Below are 17,394 nucleotides of genomic sequence, written 5' to 3'. Positions count from 1 at the left end.
ATGTGCCGGTGACCCCACGGCCCGGCCCTCTCGAGCCAGCCGCCCTCCAGCCCGACACCAAGGACTGGACCTGGGTGCTGGACCGGCCCTGCGACGAGTGCGGCTTCGACGCCGCGAGCTTCGACCGACATGCGATCCCGCGGGCCTTCCGCACGAACGCCCAGGTGTGGTTCGCGCTCCTGGCCGACCCGTCCGTGGCGGAGCGCACCCGGCCCGACCGGTGGTCGACGCTCGAGTACGCGTGCCACGTGCACGACGTCCACCAGATCTACCACGACCGCGTGTCGCAGATGCTGGCCGACGACGACCCGCTCTTCGAGAACTGGGACCAGGACAGATCGGCCGAGGAGGGGCGGTACGCCGACCAGCTGCCGTCGATCGTCGGGCCCACGCTGGTGGCCGCGGCGTACGCGATGAGCGACCTCTACGCGTCCGTGCCGCCGCTGTCGTGGCACCGTCGAGGTCGTCGCAGCGACGGGCACGCGTTCACGATCGAGTCGCTCGCGCGCTACCAGCTCCACGACGTCGTGCACCACCTCCACGACGTGAGGCACGCCGCGCGCGCGGCGACGGTCAGGGCGTACGACGACTCCGCGGCCGACTACCGCGCGAACACCTCCGAGATGCCCTCGAGCATCCAGGCCCTGGTCGACCGCTTCGCGGCACGTCTGCGACCCGGGGCACGGGTGCTGGAGATCGGCAGCGGATCGGGCCGCGACGCGCGGGCGCTCGAGGACGCGGGGCTGTCCGTGCGACGGACCGACATCACCCCGGCGTTCGTCGCGATGCTCCGGGAGGCGGGGAACCAGGCCGACGTGGTGGACCCGGCCGTCGACGACCTGTCCGACCCCGCCGCGCCCGGCACGCCGTACGCCGGTGTCTGGGCGGACGCCAGCCTGCTCCACGTCGACCGGCACGAGCTCGCGCTCGTGCTCAGCCGGCTCGCCGACGCGACCGAGGCCGGGGGTGTGCTCTTCGTCGGGTTGAAGGAGGGCGACGGCGAGGACTGGTCGATCCACGGCAACGTGACCGCTCCGCGCTTCTTCACCTTCTGGCGCGAGGAGCCGCTGAGGTCCGCCCTCGCGGGTGCCGGCTGGCGGGTGGAGCAGGTGGAGCACGAGGTGAGCGAGGACGGGGAGGGCTGGCTGCAGGTCTTGGCGCTGCGTGCCTGACCGGGCGGCATGATGGTGCCGTGAGGCACACGGAGTTCTGGGCCCGCATGGAGTCCGCGCTCGGTCCGGCGTACGCACGCGCCTGGGCCGACCAGTTCGTGATCGGCGACCTGGGAGAGCGGACCGCGCAGCAGGCGTTGGACGCCGGTGAGCCGCCGAAGGTCGTGTGGGCCGCCGTCTGGCGCACCCTGGACCTGCCGCCCTCCGAGCGGTGACGGAGCGAGCCTGCCCGACACGCGAGCGTGGTCGTTGAGTGTGACGGCACGCCCGGCAGACTGATCCGCGCCATGCCTGCCAGCGCCGAAGCCGACCCCGCCCGCGAGGTCGGTGAGACCACGGCGACGATGAACCTCGCGCTCCGGATCGGCGAGCTGTTGCTGTCCTCCGGGGCCGGCGCCGCCGACGTGAGCGCCGCCATGCGCAACGTCGCCTGGGCGTGCGGTCTGCGCGGGTACACGGCCGACGTGATGTTCAACGAGCTCACGATGAGCCAGCAGTCCTCTCCCGAGCAGCCCGCGCTGATCCAGATCAGGCACGTGCGGTACCGCGAGGTCGACTACGGCGACCTGACCGAGGTCGACCACCTGATGCGCGCCCTCGTGGCCGGCGACATCGACCGGGCCGAGGCGACGACCCGGCTCAACCGGATCATCTCCTCGGGTCACTCGCGGCCGCGCTGGTCGGTCACGGCCGCGCTGGGCGTGATGGGAGGCGGCGTCGGACTGGTGCTGGGCGGCGACGGGCTGGTGGTGGCCGTGGCGGCCGCCGCCGCGATGCTGGTCGACCAGATGCAGAGACAGATGGGACGACGCCGTCTCCCGGCGTTCTACCAGCAGGTCGCAGGCGGACTTCTGGCGACGCTGATCGCGGTCGGCGTGGCGGCTACCCCGGCAGATGTCTCACCCAGCCTGGTGATCTCGACCAGCATCATCATGCTGCTCGCCGGAGTGAACTTCCTGGGTGCCATCCAGGACGCCCTGACCGGGTTCCCGGTGACGGCCGGCGCGCGGATCCTGGAGGCGTTCCTGGCCACGGCGGGCGTCGTCGCCGGCGTCAGCGGCGGGCTGCAGGTCGCCGACGGGCTCGGCATCGACCTCGGGCGAGTGAATCCCGGTGCCTACTCGATCGCAGACATCCCGGTGATGGTGCTGGGCGGTGCCGTCGCCGCAGCGGCGTACGCGTTCGCGGCGTACGCACCCACACGCGCGCTCCTCCCGATCGGGCTGGTGGCCGCGGTGGCTCTGGCCCTGTACGCCGTGGCGCTGCAGCACGGCGTGGGGATCGCGTGGTCGTCGGCCGTGGCGGCGCTGCTGCTCGGCCTGGTCAGCTATCCCGTCGCGGCTCGGACGCGGATTCCGACGCTGGTCGTGGTCGCGGCCGGCATCACGCCGTTCCTGCCCGGTCTGTCGATCTACCGCGGACTGACCCTGCTCGCCACCGACTCGAGCAAGGCACTGCTCGCGATGGTGACCGCCGCAGCGATCGCGATCGCGTTGAGCTCCGGTGCGATCCTGGGCGAGTACGTCGCCCAGCCGATCCGGCGCGAGGCGCACCGCCTGGAGAGCAAGCTGGCCGGCCCGCGTCTGGTCGGGCCCCACAGCGTGCGGGCGGTGCGCGGCCTGCGGCGGCGCCGAGGACGCAGCCGCACCGGCGAGCGGGACTAGGCCAGCCGCTTCTGGAACTCGCCGTACACCTGGACCACCTCGAAGCCGAGGGCCTCGTTGATGGCGACCATCTGCGCGTTCACCTCGGCGTTGCTCGTCTGGATGTAGTGCCGATCGGGGAACCGCTCGCCCAGCAGCCGCAGCTGCGCACACTTCACGCCCATGCCGAGGCGACGGCCGCGGTGGTCGGGGTGGACCAGGGTGCCGTACTGGTCGACGTGCTTGGAGTCGCCACCGGGCACGGAGGCGTCGGCATACGCGACCACGGCGCCGTCGCGCACCGCGAAGGCGGAGACCGCGGTCCGGCCCGCCTCCGCGCGCTCGCGCTCGAGAGCGTCGAAGTCCTCGAGGGTGTCGCGCCCGGCTTCCAGGTCGAGGTCGCCGTGGGGCATCTCGACGACGATGAGGTTGCGAAGGTCGACGTACGACGCGCGCAGCTCGGCCGGGACCGGGCCGACGAAGGCCCTGATCTCGTAGCCCGCGTGGTACGGCGCCGCGTGAGCCGCGAGGCGGTCCAGCAGCTCGAGGTCGATCGGGAACGTCAGGCGCCGCTCGATCTCGGTCATCGCCATGGTGTAACCGTTGCGCTGGGCGAACAGCCGGTTCCCCTGCAGTCCCTCCCCGACCCGTGCCTGGGTCCGCAGGACCGTCCGCCCCAGCGAGTGCGCCTGCTCCTCGGTGGCGGCGAGGAGACGCGTGCCGTGACCCCGCCGCTGGTGGTCCGGATGGACCCAGAGCAGCATCGTCACCACCTCGAGGTTGTCGCGCGTGCTCCCCATCAGGATCGACTCGGCCACCATCCGTCCGTCGACGAACGCGCCGAACCCTTCGAACAGCTCCGCCGTGTCGGAGGTCAGCATCGCGACCGCGTCCTCCCGGGAGTAGAGCCCGACCTCGGGGTCCTCGGCCAGCTCCGCCGCGGCGTACACGTCCTGGAAGCCGTCCATGTCGGCGTCGCTCGCGGGGTCGAGGCGACGTATCACCAGCTCGGACACGGATCTCACGGTCGCGGTCGAAGGAGGGTATTTCAAGCGGTTTCCGGATCGGCCGTATCACCCGGCCGTGGCCGGTCTCCTCGTCACAAGACCCGCTCGGAGGTGAGCGGGGATGGTGCAACGGGAGACCCCATGGCGGACACGTGGACCGATCACATTCTGGGCCGGGCGGCCGACGAGGCCGCCCCCATCGTGACCGAGGTCGGCACGACCGGACCGGGAGAACGCGAGGCCATCACGACGGGCGACGTGCTGTCGAAGTCGGTGAACCTCGAGACACCACTCACGCTCGGACCCGACTCGCCGATGTGGCGAGGGCCCAGCGACGACCCGCGGATCCGCAGGCTCGCCCAGGAGCTGATCGCCCAGCAGCTGAAGGCGCAGACGGCCGTCGGCGACGCGATGCTGCAGCTCCTCGCGAGCCCCGACCTACGGGTGGCCTCCGACGTCACCCAGCGGGCGCCCCAGATCATCGGCCGGATCACCAACCCGGGCGGCTCGCCGGCCACCGGCGTCCGCGTGGGACTGGACCCCGCGGGGTTGACCGCCGAGGAGGCGGCCCGGTCGGCCGCGAACACGACGCAGGACGGCAGCTTCGCGATCCAGCTGCCCGTGCGTCTGACCGACGTCTCGGTCGAGCTCCCGGGCCTGGTCGTCCAGGGCGCCAACCGGACGGCGACCTTGGCGACGGTGCTCCACGACGTCGCGGTGACCGGCGTACTCCCGCCCATCGAGCTGGACGAGCCGGTGACGCCGCTTCCGCTCGACTTCCTCGGCCTGCTCGCCGAGCTCGACGGCGACCCCGCGGAAGCAGCCGACGACGGGCACGAGACCCCGACCATCTCGCTCGGGGACGACGAGTGCTCGCTGATGTTCCGCAAGGACACCTCGCACGACAAGTTCCCCTACAGCGTGATGTTCCGGCTCTCCGACCCGTCCGTGGTCGCGCCCACGCTGACCTTCACGCTCACTCCCAAGCTGCTCGAGGGGATTGCGCACCTGAAGCAGGCCCGCATCCCGGTGTTCGGCCCGATCAACCCCGCACTGGTCCTGGCCGGCGCTCTGGACGAGATCGAGCTCGACCTCGTCGAGCGGGTGCCGATCTCGCGACCGCTCTCGATCGACGGCTTCCGCGACGGGTTGGCGCAGCCGTTCGGCAGCATGTTCGCAGGGACGCCGCTGGCCGGCTCGCTGGCGATCGGGTACGTCGTCCATCTCGCGCAGCGCTGGACGCCGCTCGGGCTCGCGCTCGGGGACCTCGTGTACTCGTTGCCGCTCGCCCCGGGGGAGCAGCAGCGGGTCGCGGTGGTCGAGCGCACCGCGACCTCCCAGGTGATCGACTCCGAGACCCTCGAGACGACCGAGGCGCTGGCGTTCAGCGAGCTCGCCGACACCTCGGCCGACGCGACCTTCGCCTCGGCGTTCAACGAGTCGGCCTCGGGCGGCACGCACATGGAGACGACCGCCGACTCCTCGAGCTGGGCGGCCGCGGGCGGCATCGGCCTCGCGATCGGCCCGCTGGTGCTCGGCGGTGGTGGTGGCGGCGGCTCGGGTCACTCCGAGAGCACCGGCGACACCAACACCTGGATGTCGGGCAACAAGAGCAGCACGTCGTCGGCGGTCGAGACCACGCACGCCGCGACCCAGCGGCAGGCCTCCGCGCGCCGCCAGGCCGCGCGCGCCTCGATGAGGCTGGCGACCGCGTCGGAGACCGACAAGGTCGTCACCAAGGTGATCACCAACCACAACAAGACGCGTGCGCTCACCGTGCAGTACTGGGAGGTCGTGCGGATGTTCGACGTGAGCACCAACGTCGAGGGCACGTCGCTGGTCTGCCTGGTGCCGCTGGACGTGATCCGCTTCCTGCCGCCCGGGGAGCCGGGGACTCTCGTCGCGGCACCCGCCGACCGGCCGTCGGTGCTCCACCGGTACCAGGAGCTGATCTCCCACGCCGACGTCCTGACGAACGTCGTACCCGCGCGCTACCGGCAGGGCCTGGCCCTGGTCACCGAGTTCGCCGGCGACCCGCAGGCCGCCGTCCAGGGCTCGGGAGGCGACGCCGAGGACGTGCTCGACCTGTCCCTCGCCGGCCGGTTCCTGCCGTTCGAGGACCTCTACGTGTCGGTCGTGTCGAAGCGCGGATTCCGTACGGCGCCCACACCGCTCACCGGCACCGGGACGGTCGAGCCGCTGCCGACCGGCCAGGACAGCTACGCCTCCGAGAGCGACATGCTCAAGGACCTGCGCGACCGACGCGCGCCCACCGGCACCACGACGACCCTGCACGGCTCAGTCGTGCTGCCGTCCTCGATGCCGCGCCAGGACGTGGCCGGCTTCGAGATCAGCCGGCGCTTCCGCTCGCTGAGCTACAGCTTCATCGGCCGCGCGGTGCGCAACCTCAAGGCCGCCGTCGACCTGCTCGGCATCACCGGCGACCTGACCGACGCCGTCGCCGAGGCCGCGGCGCAGGGCTCGGGACAGGTCACCTACACGCCCGACCAGCTCGAGTCGTTGCTCGGCGGGCCGCCGGTGACGTCGTTCTCGGCGACGGCCACCGGCGTGACCTTCGCCCAGGCGACGTTCCCGGTCGCGCTCGACCTGCCGCGCACGCCGTACCCGGTCTCGAGCCGCGTCGTGCCCCCGCTCCTGGGGTACACGTCGGTGCTGGAGATCGAGAAGACGCTGCAGTGGTGCGTCCGCAACACGATGAGCGCCTCGGTGGCCGTCTTCGGCTCGCTGACCAACGAGGAGCGGGTCGTGATGCTGGAGCGGTACGAGGTCACCCTGCCGCCCGACGACGACGGCAACCTGCAGTCGGTGCCGCTGGTCTCGTGCATCACCAACCAGGTGCTCGGCTACTTCGGGAACTCGATGGTGATGCCGTTCCAGATCCCCGCGGAGGCGACCGCGCTGACGACGACCACCAATGCGGACGGCACGAAGGTGCCCGGGCTGACGACCGCCGACGTCACGGACGCGCTCACCCGGTTCCACACCGACGGTTTCTCACCTCCGCACACGACGATCGCCCTGCCCACCAAGGGCGTGCTCGGCGAGGCCGTGCTCGGTCACTGCCCGTCGGCGGAGAAGATCGACCTCACCCGCTTCTGGAACTGGCAGGACAGCCCGGCCGACCAGGCCACCGACATCCAGCCTGTCCAGGTGCCGCAGGGCTCGCTCACCGCGGGTCTCAGCGCACCGAGCGACCTGGTGGGGATGGCGCCGATGATCAACAACTTCTCGACGACGGGCGTCACGCCGGACACCTCTCTGGCCCGCGCGCTCGCGGACGCGGCGGCCAAGGAGCAGGGCTTCGACATCAAGGCGCTGACCAACGCCGACAACCTGGCGACCGTGCAGGGCAAGACGCTGGAGACCGCCGAAGCGGCTCGCAAGGACGCCCTGCAGCAGGCGACGACCCTGGCCACCAAGGCGATGGACGCCGCGGTCAAGGTCGCCACCACGAAGAAGGGCGAGGACAAGGTCGGCGACAGCGTCGACCCGCTGACCGTGCTCTTCGCCAAGGACAAGGACAAGATCGAGGACGCACCTGCCGGCACGAGCGCCAAGGGCCAGACCCAGGCGATCAAGGACTGGGCCGCGAAGGCGAAGGCAGCGAAGGCAACCGCGATCAGCGTCAAGGGCTACTCCTCGACCGACGACACCGCGAGCAAGGCCGACGACCTGCAGAACGGCCGGGCCACCGCCCTGAAGACGGCACTCGAGCAGGCCGGGCTGACCGGGGTCACCGCGGCCAAGGGCGGCAAGCTCAGCAAGGGCGAGGCCGGGACCCAGCGCAAGGCCGACGCCACCATCACCGAGCCGAAGCAGGGCAAGGACGGCGGCAAGGGCGGCAAGGACGCGACCGGGACCGCGGACGCCGGCGCCGGGGGTGGCGGCGATGGCTCCGGCGGCTCTGGCGGCGGATCCGGCGGGAACTGACGAGATCGAGGGAGAACCGACATGACCACGCAACCAGTCTCCGTGGACCTCAACGTCGGCGGCGTCGACACCGCGCCGGACGCGGCCGAGACCGCCACGGTGGCCTCACCGGAGTCCATCGACGACCTGATGGGGGTCCTCACCGGGCTGATCGGCTCGGCGAGCAGTCCCGAGATCCGGCAGGCGCAGGTGCTGCTGCTGCAACGACTGGCGCTGGAGGGCGACGTGATCCCCTCGCGGATCCCCGCGCCGGCCAACATCACCCAGATCGGCGGCTACCTCAACCTGCTGACCGCGCTCGGTCAGGACGACATGCGCACGCAGATGCTCGGGGCCACGCTCGGCCTCGCGGGGTCGCTGCCCTTGCCGGGCCTCGACCAGCAGCCGCCGCCCCTGTCGTTGGCCGTGGTGTCGAACGACGTGCCGCCAGGCTCGACCGGCGTAGCCGCGACGGTGACGATGCGGTCGGACCTGGTGTCCGGGCTCGCGACCGCGCTGCAGACCGTGCACACGGCCGGCGGGCTGCTGCCGCTGTCGGCGCCGGCGGCGCTGCCTCCCGTTGGCTCGGCGGCGTTCGACCCGCTGCTCCATCTGGGGCGGGCCGTGCTCGCCGCACCGGTCGTCACCCTGGTCGACCCGCAGACGGATGCGGTCGTCCTCGGCCGAGCCGCCTCCGACACCGGCACGTCGTACCGGCTGGCGGTGCGGGTGCGTTCGGGTACCACGGGCGCGAGCACGGAGGACTGGACCTGCCTGATGTGGGACGCCGTGAGCGCGTCGTACGCCGAGCAGACGGTCTCCGGCGCGACCCTGCTGCCGATCGAGACCGCTCTGAGCGGGTCCGGCCTGATGGCGGTCCGCCCCTCCGGCGTGCCCTCCGGCCGCAACGACCTGGCGTGGGCGCGGCTGGCCGACGTGGCCGGCCTGCTGCCGGGGGTGACCAGGCTCGGCGACGAGCTGGCGCTGGTCTATTCGAAGCGGCAGATCGCGGCGAGTGCCTTCGCCCCGATGGTCGACTTCGTCTGGGACGGCGGGGCCTTCGCCACTCCGGCTTGAGCGCCTCCGTCTGTCCATCCCTTCCTGCGTCTCGCGGGTGTCGGCGTGTCGACGCGCGGTCGAACACGTGTTCGGCTTAGATGTTGTCGACGCAGAGCTCGATCAGCAGGGTCTTCCACAGGCTGCGCCCTGGCGCGCACGCTCTGTCGGTGCCCCGGTCTAGCGTCTGGCGCGACGACGAAGACCGACAGCGAAGAGCAGCACCCGAGTCGGGGTAGGGCCCCGGAAGAGGATGGGACAAGACATGGCTGGAGACCGCGACCAGGCGCTCAACGTGGCGCTCGCGCAGATCGAGAAGCAGTTCGGCAAGGGCTCTGTGATGCGCCTGGGTGACGAGACCCGCGCCCCGCTGGAGGTGATCCCGACCGGCTCGATCGCCCTCGACGTGGCGCTCGGCCTGGGCGGTCTGCCGCGCGGCCGGGTGGTCGAGATCTACGGTCCGGAGAGCAGCGGAAAAACCACGGTGGCTCTCCACGCCGTCGCCAACGCCCAGCGTGCCGGCGGCATCGTGGCGTTCATCGATGCCGAGCACGCCCTCGACCCGGAGTACGCCAAGGCCCTCGGTGTCGACACGGACGCGCTGCTGGTCAGCCAGCCCGACTCCGGTGAGCAGGCGCTCGAGATCGCCGACATGCTGGTGCGCTCCGGTGCCCTGGATCTGGTCGTGATCGACTCGGTGGCCGCACTCGTGCCGCGGGCCGAGATCGAGGGTGAGATGGGTGACAGCCACGTCGGGCTCCAGGCCCGGCTGATGAGCCAGGCGCTCCGGAAAATGACGGGCGCGCTCAACAACTCGAATACCACCGCAATCTTCATCAACCAGTTGCGCGAAAAAATCGGGGTCATGTTCGGTTGCTTCTCATATAGCAGTCGCGTGGTGCTCGCGGATGGTACGACCGAGAAGATCGGCAAGATCGTCAACCAGAAGTTGGACGTCGAGGTGATGTCCTACGACCCCGACTCGGACGAAGTCGTTCCGCGGCGCGTGGTCAACTGGTTCGACAACGGAGTCGCGGAGCGCTTCCTCCAGTTCACGGTCGAGAAGTCGGGAGGGAACGGCCGCGCGCAGTTCGCCGCAACGGAGAACCACCTGATCCGCACGCCCGGCGGCTGGCGGGAGGCGGGTGAGCTGATCGCCGGTGACCGCGTGATGGCGTCCGAGACCCACCGCCTCAGTGACCAGCAGTGGCAGGTGGTGCTCGGCTCCCTGATGGGCGACGGCAACCTCTCACGCGACCGACGTGACCGCAACGGGGTGAGGTTCCGGCTCGGTCACGGCGCGAAGCAGAGCGCGTACCTGGACTGGAAGGTGTCGCTGCTCGGCAACATTCCGGTCTCACGACGTTCGGATGCCCGTGGGGCGGTCTTCGCGGACTTCACGCCCTTGCCTGAGCTCGGTGAACTCCAGCGTGCCGTCTACATGGTTCCCGGCAAGAAGGTACTGACCGACGAGTACCTCAAGGCACTCACGCCGCTGGCGCTGGCGATCTGGTACATGGACGACGGCTGCTTCACCCTTCGATCCAAGGGCCTGCGGGAGCGGACGGCTGGTGGCAGCGGTCGGATTCAGATGGGCCTGGAGTCGATGACCAAAGGCACGCGGGACCGTCTGGTCGACTACCTCCGTGACACCTACGGACTCGACGTCTCGTGGCGTGAGTCGGGTACTGCCCGCAAGGCCATGCTCACTTTCTCGACAGCCTCATCCAAGCGCTTCCTGGACCTCGTAGCGCCGTACATCCACCCCTCGATGGACTACAAGCTGCTCGAGGGACAGCGTGGCCGTTTCGACGTGACTCGCGAGTTCGTCGACCCAGTTGTCCGCCCGGTCCCCGCCCGCATTCTTGACGTCCACGTCAAGCCGCCCACACGATCAATGCACAAGTTCGACATCGAGGTGGAGGGCAACCACAACTACTTCGTGGACGGTGTGATGGTGCACAACTCGCCGGAGACGACCACGGGTGGGCGTGCATTGAAATTCTATTCTTCGGTGCGCCTGGACGTCCGCCGCATCGAGACCCTCAAGGACGGCACCGACATGGTCGGCAACCGCACCCGGGTCAAGGTCGTGAAGAACAAGGTCGCCCCCCCGTTCAAGCAGGCGGAGTTCGACATCATGTACGGCAAGGGGATCAGCCGCGAGGGCGGCCTGATCGACGTGGGTGTCGAGTCGGGTCTGGTCCGCAAGGCCGGGGCTTGGTACACCTACGAGGGCGACCAGCTCGGCCAGGGCAAGGAGAACGCCCGTCAGTTCCTCGCCGACAACCCCGACCTCGCCAACGAGCTGGAGAAGAGGATCCTCGAGAAGCTCGGCGTCGGCCCGACGGTCGACACCCCGGCCGAGGACGACCTGTCCGACGAGCCGATCGGCGTCGACGATTTCTGAGGCCTGGTCAGGCGACGTCGGGAAGGGGGTCCGTGCCTGGACGGGCGAGCCCCCTCCCGACGTCGAGGCCGAGGGGCCGGATGCCGACCCGGAGTCCGTCGCCCGCACGATCCTGCTCGACGCACTGACAGGTCAGGCACGCAGTCGCAAGGAGCTGCGCGACAAGCTGGCGAAGAGAGACGTGCCCGACGAGCTGGCCGAGCGGCTGCTCGACCGGTTCACCGAAGTCGGTCTCGTGGACGACGAGGCGTTCGCGAGGTCATGGGTGGAGAGCCGGCAGCGCAGTCGCGGGTTGGCCCGCCGCGCCCTCGCCCAGGAGCTCCGTCGCAAGGGTGTCGACGACGACACCGCACGCACCGCGCTCGACGACCTCGACCCGGCGCAGGAGGAGGCGGCGGCCCGCGACCTGGTGCGCAAGAAGCTGCGGTCCATGCGTGGCGTCGACAACGCCACCGCGACGCGCCGGCTGGCCGGACTGCTGGCGCGCAAGGGCTATCCAGCCGGTCTTGCGTTCGCCGTGGTCCGCGACGAGCTCGGTGCGTCGGAGGAGGACGATCCGTCCGACATGATGGGTCCGTGACGGCCCACCTCCACCGACTCCCACCGGGACCGGTCGACCTGACCTCCATCGCGACCGACGCGACGCCCGGATTCGAGGGCGGGAAGAAGCAGGGAGCGGCCGCGCTCGCCGCATTGGCGGACGAGCTGGCGGACCTCCAGGAGCGGCTGTGGGCCGAGCGCAGCACGGGCTCGCGGCGCCGCCTGCTGCTCGTCCTGCAGGGGATGGACACCTCCGGCAAGGGTGGCGTGCTCCGGCACACGGTCGGGCTGGTCGATCCGCAGGGCGTGCGGATCACCAGCTTCAAGGCGCCGACCGACGAGGAGAAGCAGCACTACTTCCTGTGGCGCATCCGCAAAGCCCTCCCGCAGCCCGGGTACGTCGGGGTCTTCGACCGGTCGCACTACGAGGACGTGCTGATCGTCCGGGTGCACGGGCTGGCTGAGCCCGAGACGATCGAGCGCCGGTACGACGAGATCAACGACTTCGAGGCCGAGCTGGCCGACGACGGGGTCGTGATCGTCAAGTGCATGCTCCACATCTCGGCCGCCGAGCAGAAGGAGCGGCTGCTGGCTCGGCTGGACAACCCGGACAAGTACTGGAAGTTCAACCCCGGAGACATCGACGAGCGCGCACGCTGGGGTGACTACCGCACGGCGTACGAGGTCGCCCTGGAGCGCACCAACACCGAGGCCGCGCCGTGGTACGTCGTGCCGTCCGACAAGAAGTGGTACCGCAACCTGGTCGTCGGCCGGCTGCTGCTCGAGCACCTGCGCGACATGGAGCTCGAGTGGCCACCCGCCGACTTCGACGTCGACGTGCAGCGAGGCCGACTGGTCGAGGAGGCGCCGGTCTCGTGATCGACACCGTCCGGGTCACCCGCTACGTGACGCCTCTGCGTGAGGGCGGCAGCCTCCCCGGGATCGTCGAGGGGGACGATCTCGGCACCTACGTGTGCAAGTTCCGGGGCGCCGGCCAAGGCGTCCGGGTCCTCGTCGCCGAGGTCATCGTCAGCGCCCTGGCGACCAGGCTCGGGCTCAGGACTCCCCGGCTGGTCGCCCTCGACCTCGATCCCGAGATCGCGCGTTACGAGGCGGACGAGGAGGTGCAGGACCTCCTCAACGCGAGCCCCGGGCTCAACCTCGGCATCGACTTCCTGCCGGGGGCCTTCGGCTACGAGGGGGAGGCGAGCACGCCACCCGACGTCGCGGTCCGGATCTTGTGGCTCGACGCGTTCACGGCGAACGTCGACCGCACCTGGCGCAACCCCAACCTCCTGCTCTGGCACGGTGAGCCGTGGGTGATCGACCACGGCGCCGCGCTCTACTTCCACCACGCCTGGTCCGGAGGCGTGACCGACCCGGCGAGGTTCGCCGCCCAGGCCTGGGACGCCGGCGACCACGTGTTCGGTGCGCACATCGACCGTCTGCCCGCCACGGATGCGGCGATCGACCTGACCCTCGACGACCTCGAGGCGTGCGTGGCCGAGGTGCCCGACGTCTGGCTCGAGCCGGTGCCAGGCGCAGAGACACCCGATCAGCTGCGCTCGGCGTACGTCGCCTTCCTGTCCGCCCGCCTGGCCACCCGCGCCTGGCTTCCGGGAGCGTCGGCGGCATGACCACCCCGACGACGGCGATGCCCTACCAGTACGTCGTGCTCCGCTGCGTGCCGCGGGTCGACCGGGAGGAGTTCGTCAACGTCGGCGTCGTCCTCTACTGCGAGGAGGCGGCATACCTCCAGACCGACTGGAGCGTCGACCGCGAGCGTCTCGCCGCGCTCGCCCCCGACCTGGATCTCGACGCGGTCTGCGAGGGACTCGACTTCGTCCGTGATGTCTGCTCCGGTGACGAGTCCGTGGGCGCCGTCGCCACCAAGCCCGCAGGGCAGCGCTTCGGCTTCCTCAAGGCTCCTCGCAGCACGGTGCTCCAGCCCGGCCCCGTGCACGGCGGCATGACCACCGACCCCGGGCGCCAGCTGGAGCACCTGCTGGAGCGCTTCGTGGGTTAGTGGGTCGTCCGCCCGTCAGGAGCCTAGAGGTGCCCCTCAGGCGGACGACCCGGAAACCTCAGACGGGCACGAGCTCGACCGCGCCGACGGCGTACCGGGCGAGGACCGTGCGCGCCACCGCCTCGTGCACCCCGAGCGGCTCGGCCACGGCGACAGCACCCGCCTCGAGCGCGAGCTCCTTGGCCCGGTCGGGCAGGAAGCCGGGGGCGAGGAACAGGGATGCGACCGCGATGTGGCGTCGACCCTCCTTGCGGAAGGCGCGGACCGCCTCGCCGGTGGCCGGGGGAGCGGCGGAGGCGAACGCCGCCGTCACCGGCAGCCGGTGGTGCGTGCCCCAGAGCCGGGCGAGTCGGGCGACCGACTGGTTGGCGAGCGGATCGCTGGAGCCGGCCGCCGCAAGCACCAGCGCATCCAGCTCGCGGACGCGGGCTGCCTTCAGCGCCTCGCGCATCCGCATGTCGAGCACCTCGAGGAAGCACGCCTCGAGACCGAGGATCGATGTGGCGCGCACCTGGACGTGCTCGTGGCGGGCGTCGGCCTCGGCCACGGCGGCGGGGACGTCGACCCGCGCGTGGAAGGCGTCGGTCAGGAGCAGCGGTACGACGACGATCTCCTCGAACCTCGCCCGCGCGAGCTTGTCGACGACCGTGTTCAGCGACGGCTTGGACAGGTCGAGGAACGCGGTCTCGATCCTCAGGTCGGGTCGCAGTTCGCGGACCTCGTCCACGAGCGCCTTGATGGTCGCGGCGGACCGCGGGTCACGGCTCCCGTGAGCCAGGGCCACCAGTGCAGGAGCAGCCATCAGCGCGGCCTCCTCTCGTTGTTCATCACCGTGTCGATGACCGGTGCGGGGCAACCGACGACGCTGTCGATCGGGGTCTGTGGGATCGGTCGGGTCATGAGTGGATCCCGCACTCGGTCTTGTTCGTGCCGGCCCAGCGTCCGCTGCGCGGGTCGTCACCCGGGGCGACTCGACGCGTGCAGGGTGCACAGCCGATCGACGGGTAGCCGTCGTACACGAGGGGGTTGACCAGCACGCCGTTCTCGGCGACGTACCGCTCGATGTCGTCGTCGCTCCAGCGCGCCAGGGGCGACACCTTGACCTTGCCCTTGCGCGCGTCCCAGCCGACGACGGGCGCGATGACCCGGTTGCGGGTCTCGGCGCGCCGCAGGCCGGTGGCCCACGCGTCGTACCCCTGCAGCGCCTCGCTCAGCGGCTTGACCTTGCGGAGCGCGCAGCAGAGGTCGGGGTCGCGCTTGAAGAGCTCCGGTCCGTACGTCGCGTCCTGCTCGGCGATGGACTGGACCGGGCTGATCGGGATCAGGTTCACGTCCATCGTGGCACCGACGGCGTCCGCGGTGCCGATGGTCTCGGCGAAGTGGTAGCCGGTGTCGAGGAAGACCACGTCGATGCCCGGAGCGACCCGCGAGGCGAGGTCGGCGAGGACGGCGTCCGCCATCGACGACGTGATGCAGAAGCGGTCGCCGAAGGTCGCGACCGCCCACTCGATGATGTCCTCGGCGGGGGCCAGCTCGAGCTCCGCGCCGACGTGCGACACCAGCTCGCGCAGCTCCTCGGGGCTGCGGCCGGCGGTGTGGGTGCCGCGGAAGTTCCGCGCGCGGGTCGTGCTCAGGGCCGTCATCGCGTCGACTCCTGGGGTCGGACGAGTCCGAGCAGCTTCAGCGAGAACGCCCGCAGACAGGAGCGGCACTCCCAGGCACCGTGCCCGTGCTCCCAGGGGCGAAGGTCCTGGTCACCGCAGTAGGGACAGTGGAAGGGAACGGCGCGTTCGGTCATGACGCCACCTCCAGGCCGGGGGCGACGAGCACCTTGTCACCGCGCAGCAGCTCCTCGTCGGCACGCGCGACCCAGGTCGCGAACGACTCGCCGTCCCCGCGGTCGGCCAGGAAGTTGGAGACGACCGTCGTCACGTAGTCGTCGAGCCCGGCGCTGGTCACCTTGTGCGCGCGCAGCTTGCGCCCGAAGCCCGCCTGCAGGCCGGTGGCTCCGCCGAGGTGCACCTGGAAGCCCTCGACCTGGTGGTCGCCGTCCATCACCAGCTGACCCTTGAGCCCGATGTCGGCGACCTGGGTGCGGGCGCACGCGTTGGGGCAGCCGTTGACGTTGACCGTGATCGGCACGTCGAGGTCGGGGAAGCGCCGCTCGAGCTCGGCGACCAGGTCGCGGGCGCGGTTCTTGGTGTCGACGATGGCCAGCTTGCAGAACTCGATGCCCGTGCAGGCCATGGTGTTCTGCCGCCAGGCCGACGGGCGGGCGGAGAGCCCGATCGCGTCGAGGTCGTCGAGCAGGTCGTCGAGGACGGCGGGCTCGACCCCGACCAGCACCAGCTTCTGGTACGGCGTGAGGCGGGCGCCGGCGACGGCGTACCGCTCCATCACCTCGGCAAGGCGCAGCAGCAACGACCCGGAGACCCGGCCGACGGTCGGCGCGATCCCGACGTACACCTTCCCGTCGTGCTGCGGGTGGACGCCGACGTGGTCGCGGTGCCCGACCGGCGAAACCGGCGAGTCGAGCGAGACGAGCGGCCGGCCCAGGTACTCGTTCTCGAGCACCTCGCGGAACTTCTCGACGCCCCAGTCGGCGACCAGGAACTTCAGCCGGGCCCGCGACCGCAGCCGCCGGTAGCCGTAGTCGCGGAAGATCGAGACGACGCCCTCCCAGACGTCCGGCACCTCGTCCAGCGGGATCCAGGCGCCCAGCCGCTGCGCGAGCATCGGGTTGGTGGACAGCCCGCCGCCGACCCACAGGTCCAGCCCGGGGCCGTGCTCGGGGTGTTCCACACCGACGAACGAGATGTCGTTGAGCTCGTGGACGATGTCGGTCAGCCCGGAGATCGCGGTCTTGAACTTGCGCGGCAGGTTCGCGTACTTCGGGTCGCCGATGTAGCGGCGGCGGATCTCGGCCAGCGCCGAAGAGGCGTCGAGCACCTCGGCCGCGGCGATCCCGGCGACTGCCGAGCCGAGCATCCCGCGTGGGCTGTCGCCGCACGCCTCCATCGTGGTCAGGCCGACCTCTTCGAGCCGCGACCAGATCGTCGGGACGTCCTCGATGCGGATCCAGTGGTACTGGATGTTCTGCCGGTCGGTGATGTCGGCGGTGTCGCGCGCGTAGTCCTGCGACAGCTCGCCGAGCACACGCAGTTGCCCGGTGGTGAGGCCGCCGCCGTCGGTGCGCACGCGCATCATCAGGTAGCGGTCGTCGAGCTCTTCGGGCTCCAGCGTCGCGGTGCGGCCGCCGTCGATGCCCGGCTTGCGCTGGGTGTAGAGGCCGAACCAGCGGAACCGGCCGCGCAGGTCACCCGGGTCGATCGCGTCGAAGCCGCGGTGGGCGTAGATGTTCTCGATGCGCGCCCGCACGTTGAGCGGGTGGTCGTCCTTCTTGGACCGCTCGTTGGGGTTCAGCGGCTCCCGGTAACCGAGCGCCCACTGCCCCTCACCACGCTTCTGCTTGGCGCGCGCGGGGCGGGCGGGGGTCTGACGCGTGGGCGTGGCCATGACGGCGTCCTCCGAGAGGCTTTCGTGGCAGCGGAGGACCACCGGCTCGCGGGTTTCCTCCGGCGCCGGCTGTCCAGATTCGTGGCAGGTGGTG

The 17,394-nt window shown here is 70.7% G+C and carries 15 protein-coding genes and 2 pseudogenes; 12 read left to right on the top strand and 5 right to left on the bottom strand.

What is annotated here, in order from left to right; translation table 11 throughout:
• The first annotated feature begins 8 nt into the window (after positions 1 to 8).
• From VGK78_RS02625 to VGK78_RS02615, 3 genes are all read left to right on the top strand, one after another.
• The gene (locus VGK78_RS02625; RefSeq protein ID WP_331525739.1) at positions 9 to 1,172 is read left to right on the top strand and encodes a class I SAM-dependent methyltransferase; all 1,164 of its coding nucleotides are present in this window, start codon (positions 9 to 11) and stop codon (positions 1,170 to 1,172) included.
• 20 nt (positions 1,173 to 1,192) lie between these two features.
• Positions 1,193 to 1,387 (top strand): DUF3046 domain-containing protein, encoded by a 195-nt coding sequence (locus VGK78_RS02620; RefSeq protein ID WP_331525738.1) that lies wholly within the window; start codon positions 1,193 to 1,195, stop codon positions 1,385 to 1,387.
• A gap of 72 nt (positions 1,388 to 1,459) precedes the next feature.
• On the top strand, positions 1,460 to 2,836 hold the full coding sequence (locus VGK78_RS02615) for a threonine/serine ThrE exporter family protein (protein ID WP_331525737.1): 1,377 nt from the start codon (positions 1,460 to 1,462) through the stop codon (positions 2,834 to 2,836).
• Here the strand turns inward: VGK78_RS02615 and VGK78_RS02610 are convergent.
• Positions 2,833 to 3,831: a GNAT family N-acetyltransferase gene (locus VGK78_RS02610; RefSeq protein WP_331525736.1), complete on the bottom strand. Its 999-nt coding sequence runs from the start codon at positions 3,829 to 3,831 to the stop codon at positions 2,833 to 2,835. The two genes, VGK78_RS02615 and VGK78_RS02610, sit on opposite strands and share 4 nt — an antisense overlap.
• A 132-nt stretch (positions 3,832 to 3,963) precedes the next feature.
• On the opposite strand from VGK78_RS02610, the gene VGK78_RS02605 reads away from it, so the two are divergent.
• The 9 genes and pseudogenes from VGK78_RS02605 to VGK78_RS02565 all read left to right on the top strand — a co-directional run bounded on the left by VGK78_RS02605 (position 3,964) and on the right by VGK78_RS02565 (position 13,784).
• Complete coding sequence (locus VGK78_RS02605; RefSeq protein WP_331525735.1) at positions 3,964 to 7,773, top strand: hypothetical protein; 3,810 nt, start codon at positions 3,964 to 3,966, stop codon at positions 7,771 to 7,773.
• Positions 7,774 to 7,794: 21 nt separating this feature from the next.
• On the top strand, positions 7,795 to 8,829 hold the full coding sequence (locus VGK78_RS02600) for a hypothetical protein (protein ID WP_331525734.1): 1,035 nt from the start codon (positions 7,795 to 7,797) through the stop codon (positions 8,827 to 8,829).
• 244 nt (positions 8,830 to 9,073) lie between these two features.
• Positions 9,074 to 9,682, top strand: a pseudogene (gene recA, locus VGK78_RS02595) (recombinase RecA); the annotation flags it as partial.
• Positions 9,674 to 10,534: pseudogene (locus VGK78_RS02590) on the top strand (recombinase RecA); the annotation flags it as partial. The pseudogenes recA and VGK78_RS02590, both read left to right, overlap by 9 nt.
• Before the next feature lie 171 nt (positions 10,535 to 10,705).
• Positions 10,706 to 11,218, top strand: coding sequence for a hypothetical protein (locus VGK78_RS20300; RefSeq protein WP_414690621.1), 513 nt, complete (start codon positions 10,706 to 10,708; stop codon positions 11,216 to 11,218).
• Positions 11,211 to 11,798, top strand: a complete 588-nt coding sequence (locus tag VGK78_RS02580; protein WP_414690620.1) for a regulatory protein RecX — start codon at positions 11,211 to 11,213, stop codon at positions 11,796 to 11,798. The genes VGK78_RS20300 and VGK78_RS02580 overlap by 8 nt, the downstream gene beginning before the upstream one ends.
• A complete protein-coding gene (locus tag VGK78_RS02575; RefSeq protein ID WP_331525733.1) occupies positions 11,795 to 12,637 on the top strand; it encodes a PPK2 family polyphosphate kinase in 843 nt (280 codons plus the stop codon). Before VGK78_RS02580 ends, VGK78_RS02575 begins: the two co-directional genes overlap by 4 nt.
• On the top strand, positions 12,634 to 13,395 hold the full coding sequence (locus tag VGK78_RS02570; RefSeq protein WP_331525732.1) for a HipA family kinase: 762 nt from the start codon (positions 12,634 to 12,636) through the stop codon (positions 13,393 to 13,395). Before VGK78_RS02575 ends, VGK78_RS02570 begins: the two co-directional genes overlap by 4 nt.
• Entirely contained in the window at positions 13,392 to 13,784 is a 393-nt protein-coding gene (locus VGK78_RS02565) for a DUF3037 domain-containing protein (RefSeq protein WP_331525731.1), read from the top strand. Before VGK78_RS02570 ends, VGK78_RS02565 begins: the two co-directional genes overlap by 4 nt.
• A 58-nt stretch (positions 13,785 to 13,842) precedes the next feature.
• Here VGK78_RS02565 and VGK78_RS02560 read toward each other — a convergent pair whose 3' ends face one another.
• The 4 genes from VGK78_RS02560 to VGK78_RS02545 form a co-directional block, all read right to left on the bottom strand.
• Positions 13,843 to 14,586 (bottom strand): sirohydrochlorin chelatase, encoded by a 744-nt coding sequence (locus VGK78_RS02560; RefSeq protein WP_331525730.1) that lies wholly within the window; start codon positions 14,584 to 14,586, stop codon positions 13,843 to 13,845.
• 94 nt (positions 14,587 to 14,680) lie between these two features.
• The gene (locus tag VGK78_RS02555) at positions 14,681 to 15,427 is read right to left on the bottom strand and encodes a phosphoadenylyl-sulfate reductase (RefSeq protein WP_331525729.1); all 747 of its coding nucleotides are present in this window, start codon (positions 15,425 to 15,427) and stop codon (positions 14,681 to 14,683) included.
• On the bottom strand, positions 15,424 to 15,582 hold the full coding sequence (locus VGK78_RS02550) for a hypothetical protein (RefSeq protein WP_331525728.1): 159 nt from the start codon (positions 15,580 to 15,582) through the stop codon (positions 15,424 to 15,426). The genes VGK78_RS02555 and VGK78_RS02550 overlap by 4 nt, the downstream gene beginning before the upstream one ends.
• A complete protein-coding gene (locus VGK78_RS02545) occupies positions 15,579 to 17,300 on the bottom strand; it encodes a nitrite/sulfite reductase (protein WP_331525727.1) in 1,722 nt (573 codons plus the stop codon). The genes VGK78_RS02550 and VGK78_RS02545 overlap by 4 nt, the downstream gene beginning before the upstream one ends.
• Positions 17,301 to 17,394: the final 94 nt, after the last annotated feature.

This window comes from Nocardioides sp. (assembly GCF_036503465.1).
GTDB lineage: Bacteria > Actinomycetota > Actinomycetes > Propionibacteriales > Nocardioidaceae > Nocardioides.
Note: the sequence above shows the minus strand (reverse complement) of the source record. Positions and strands in the feature narration are given on the sequence as shown.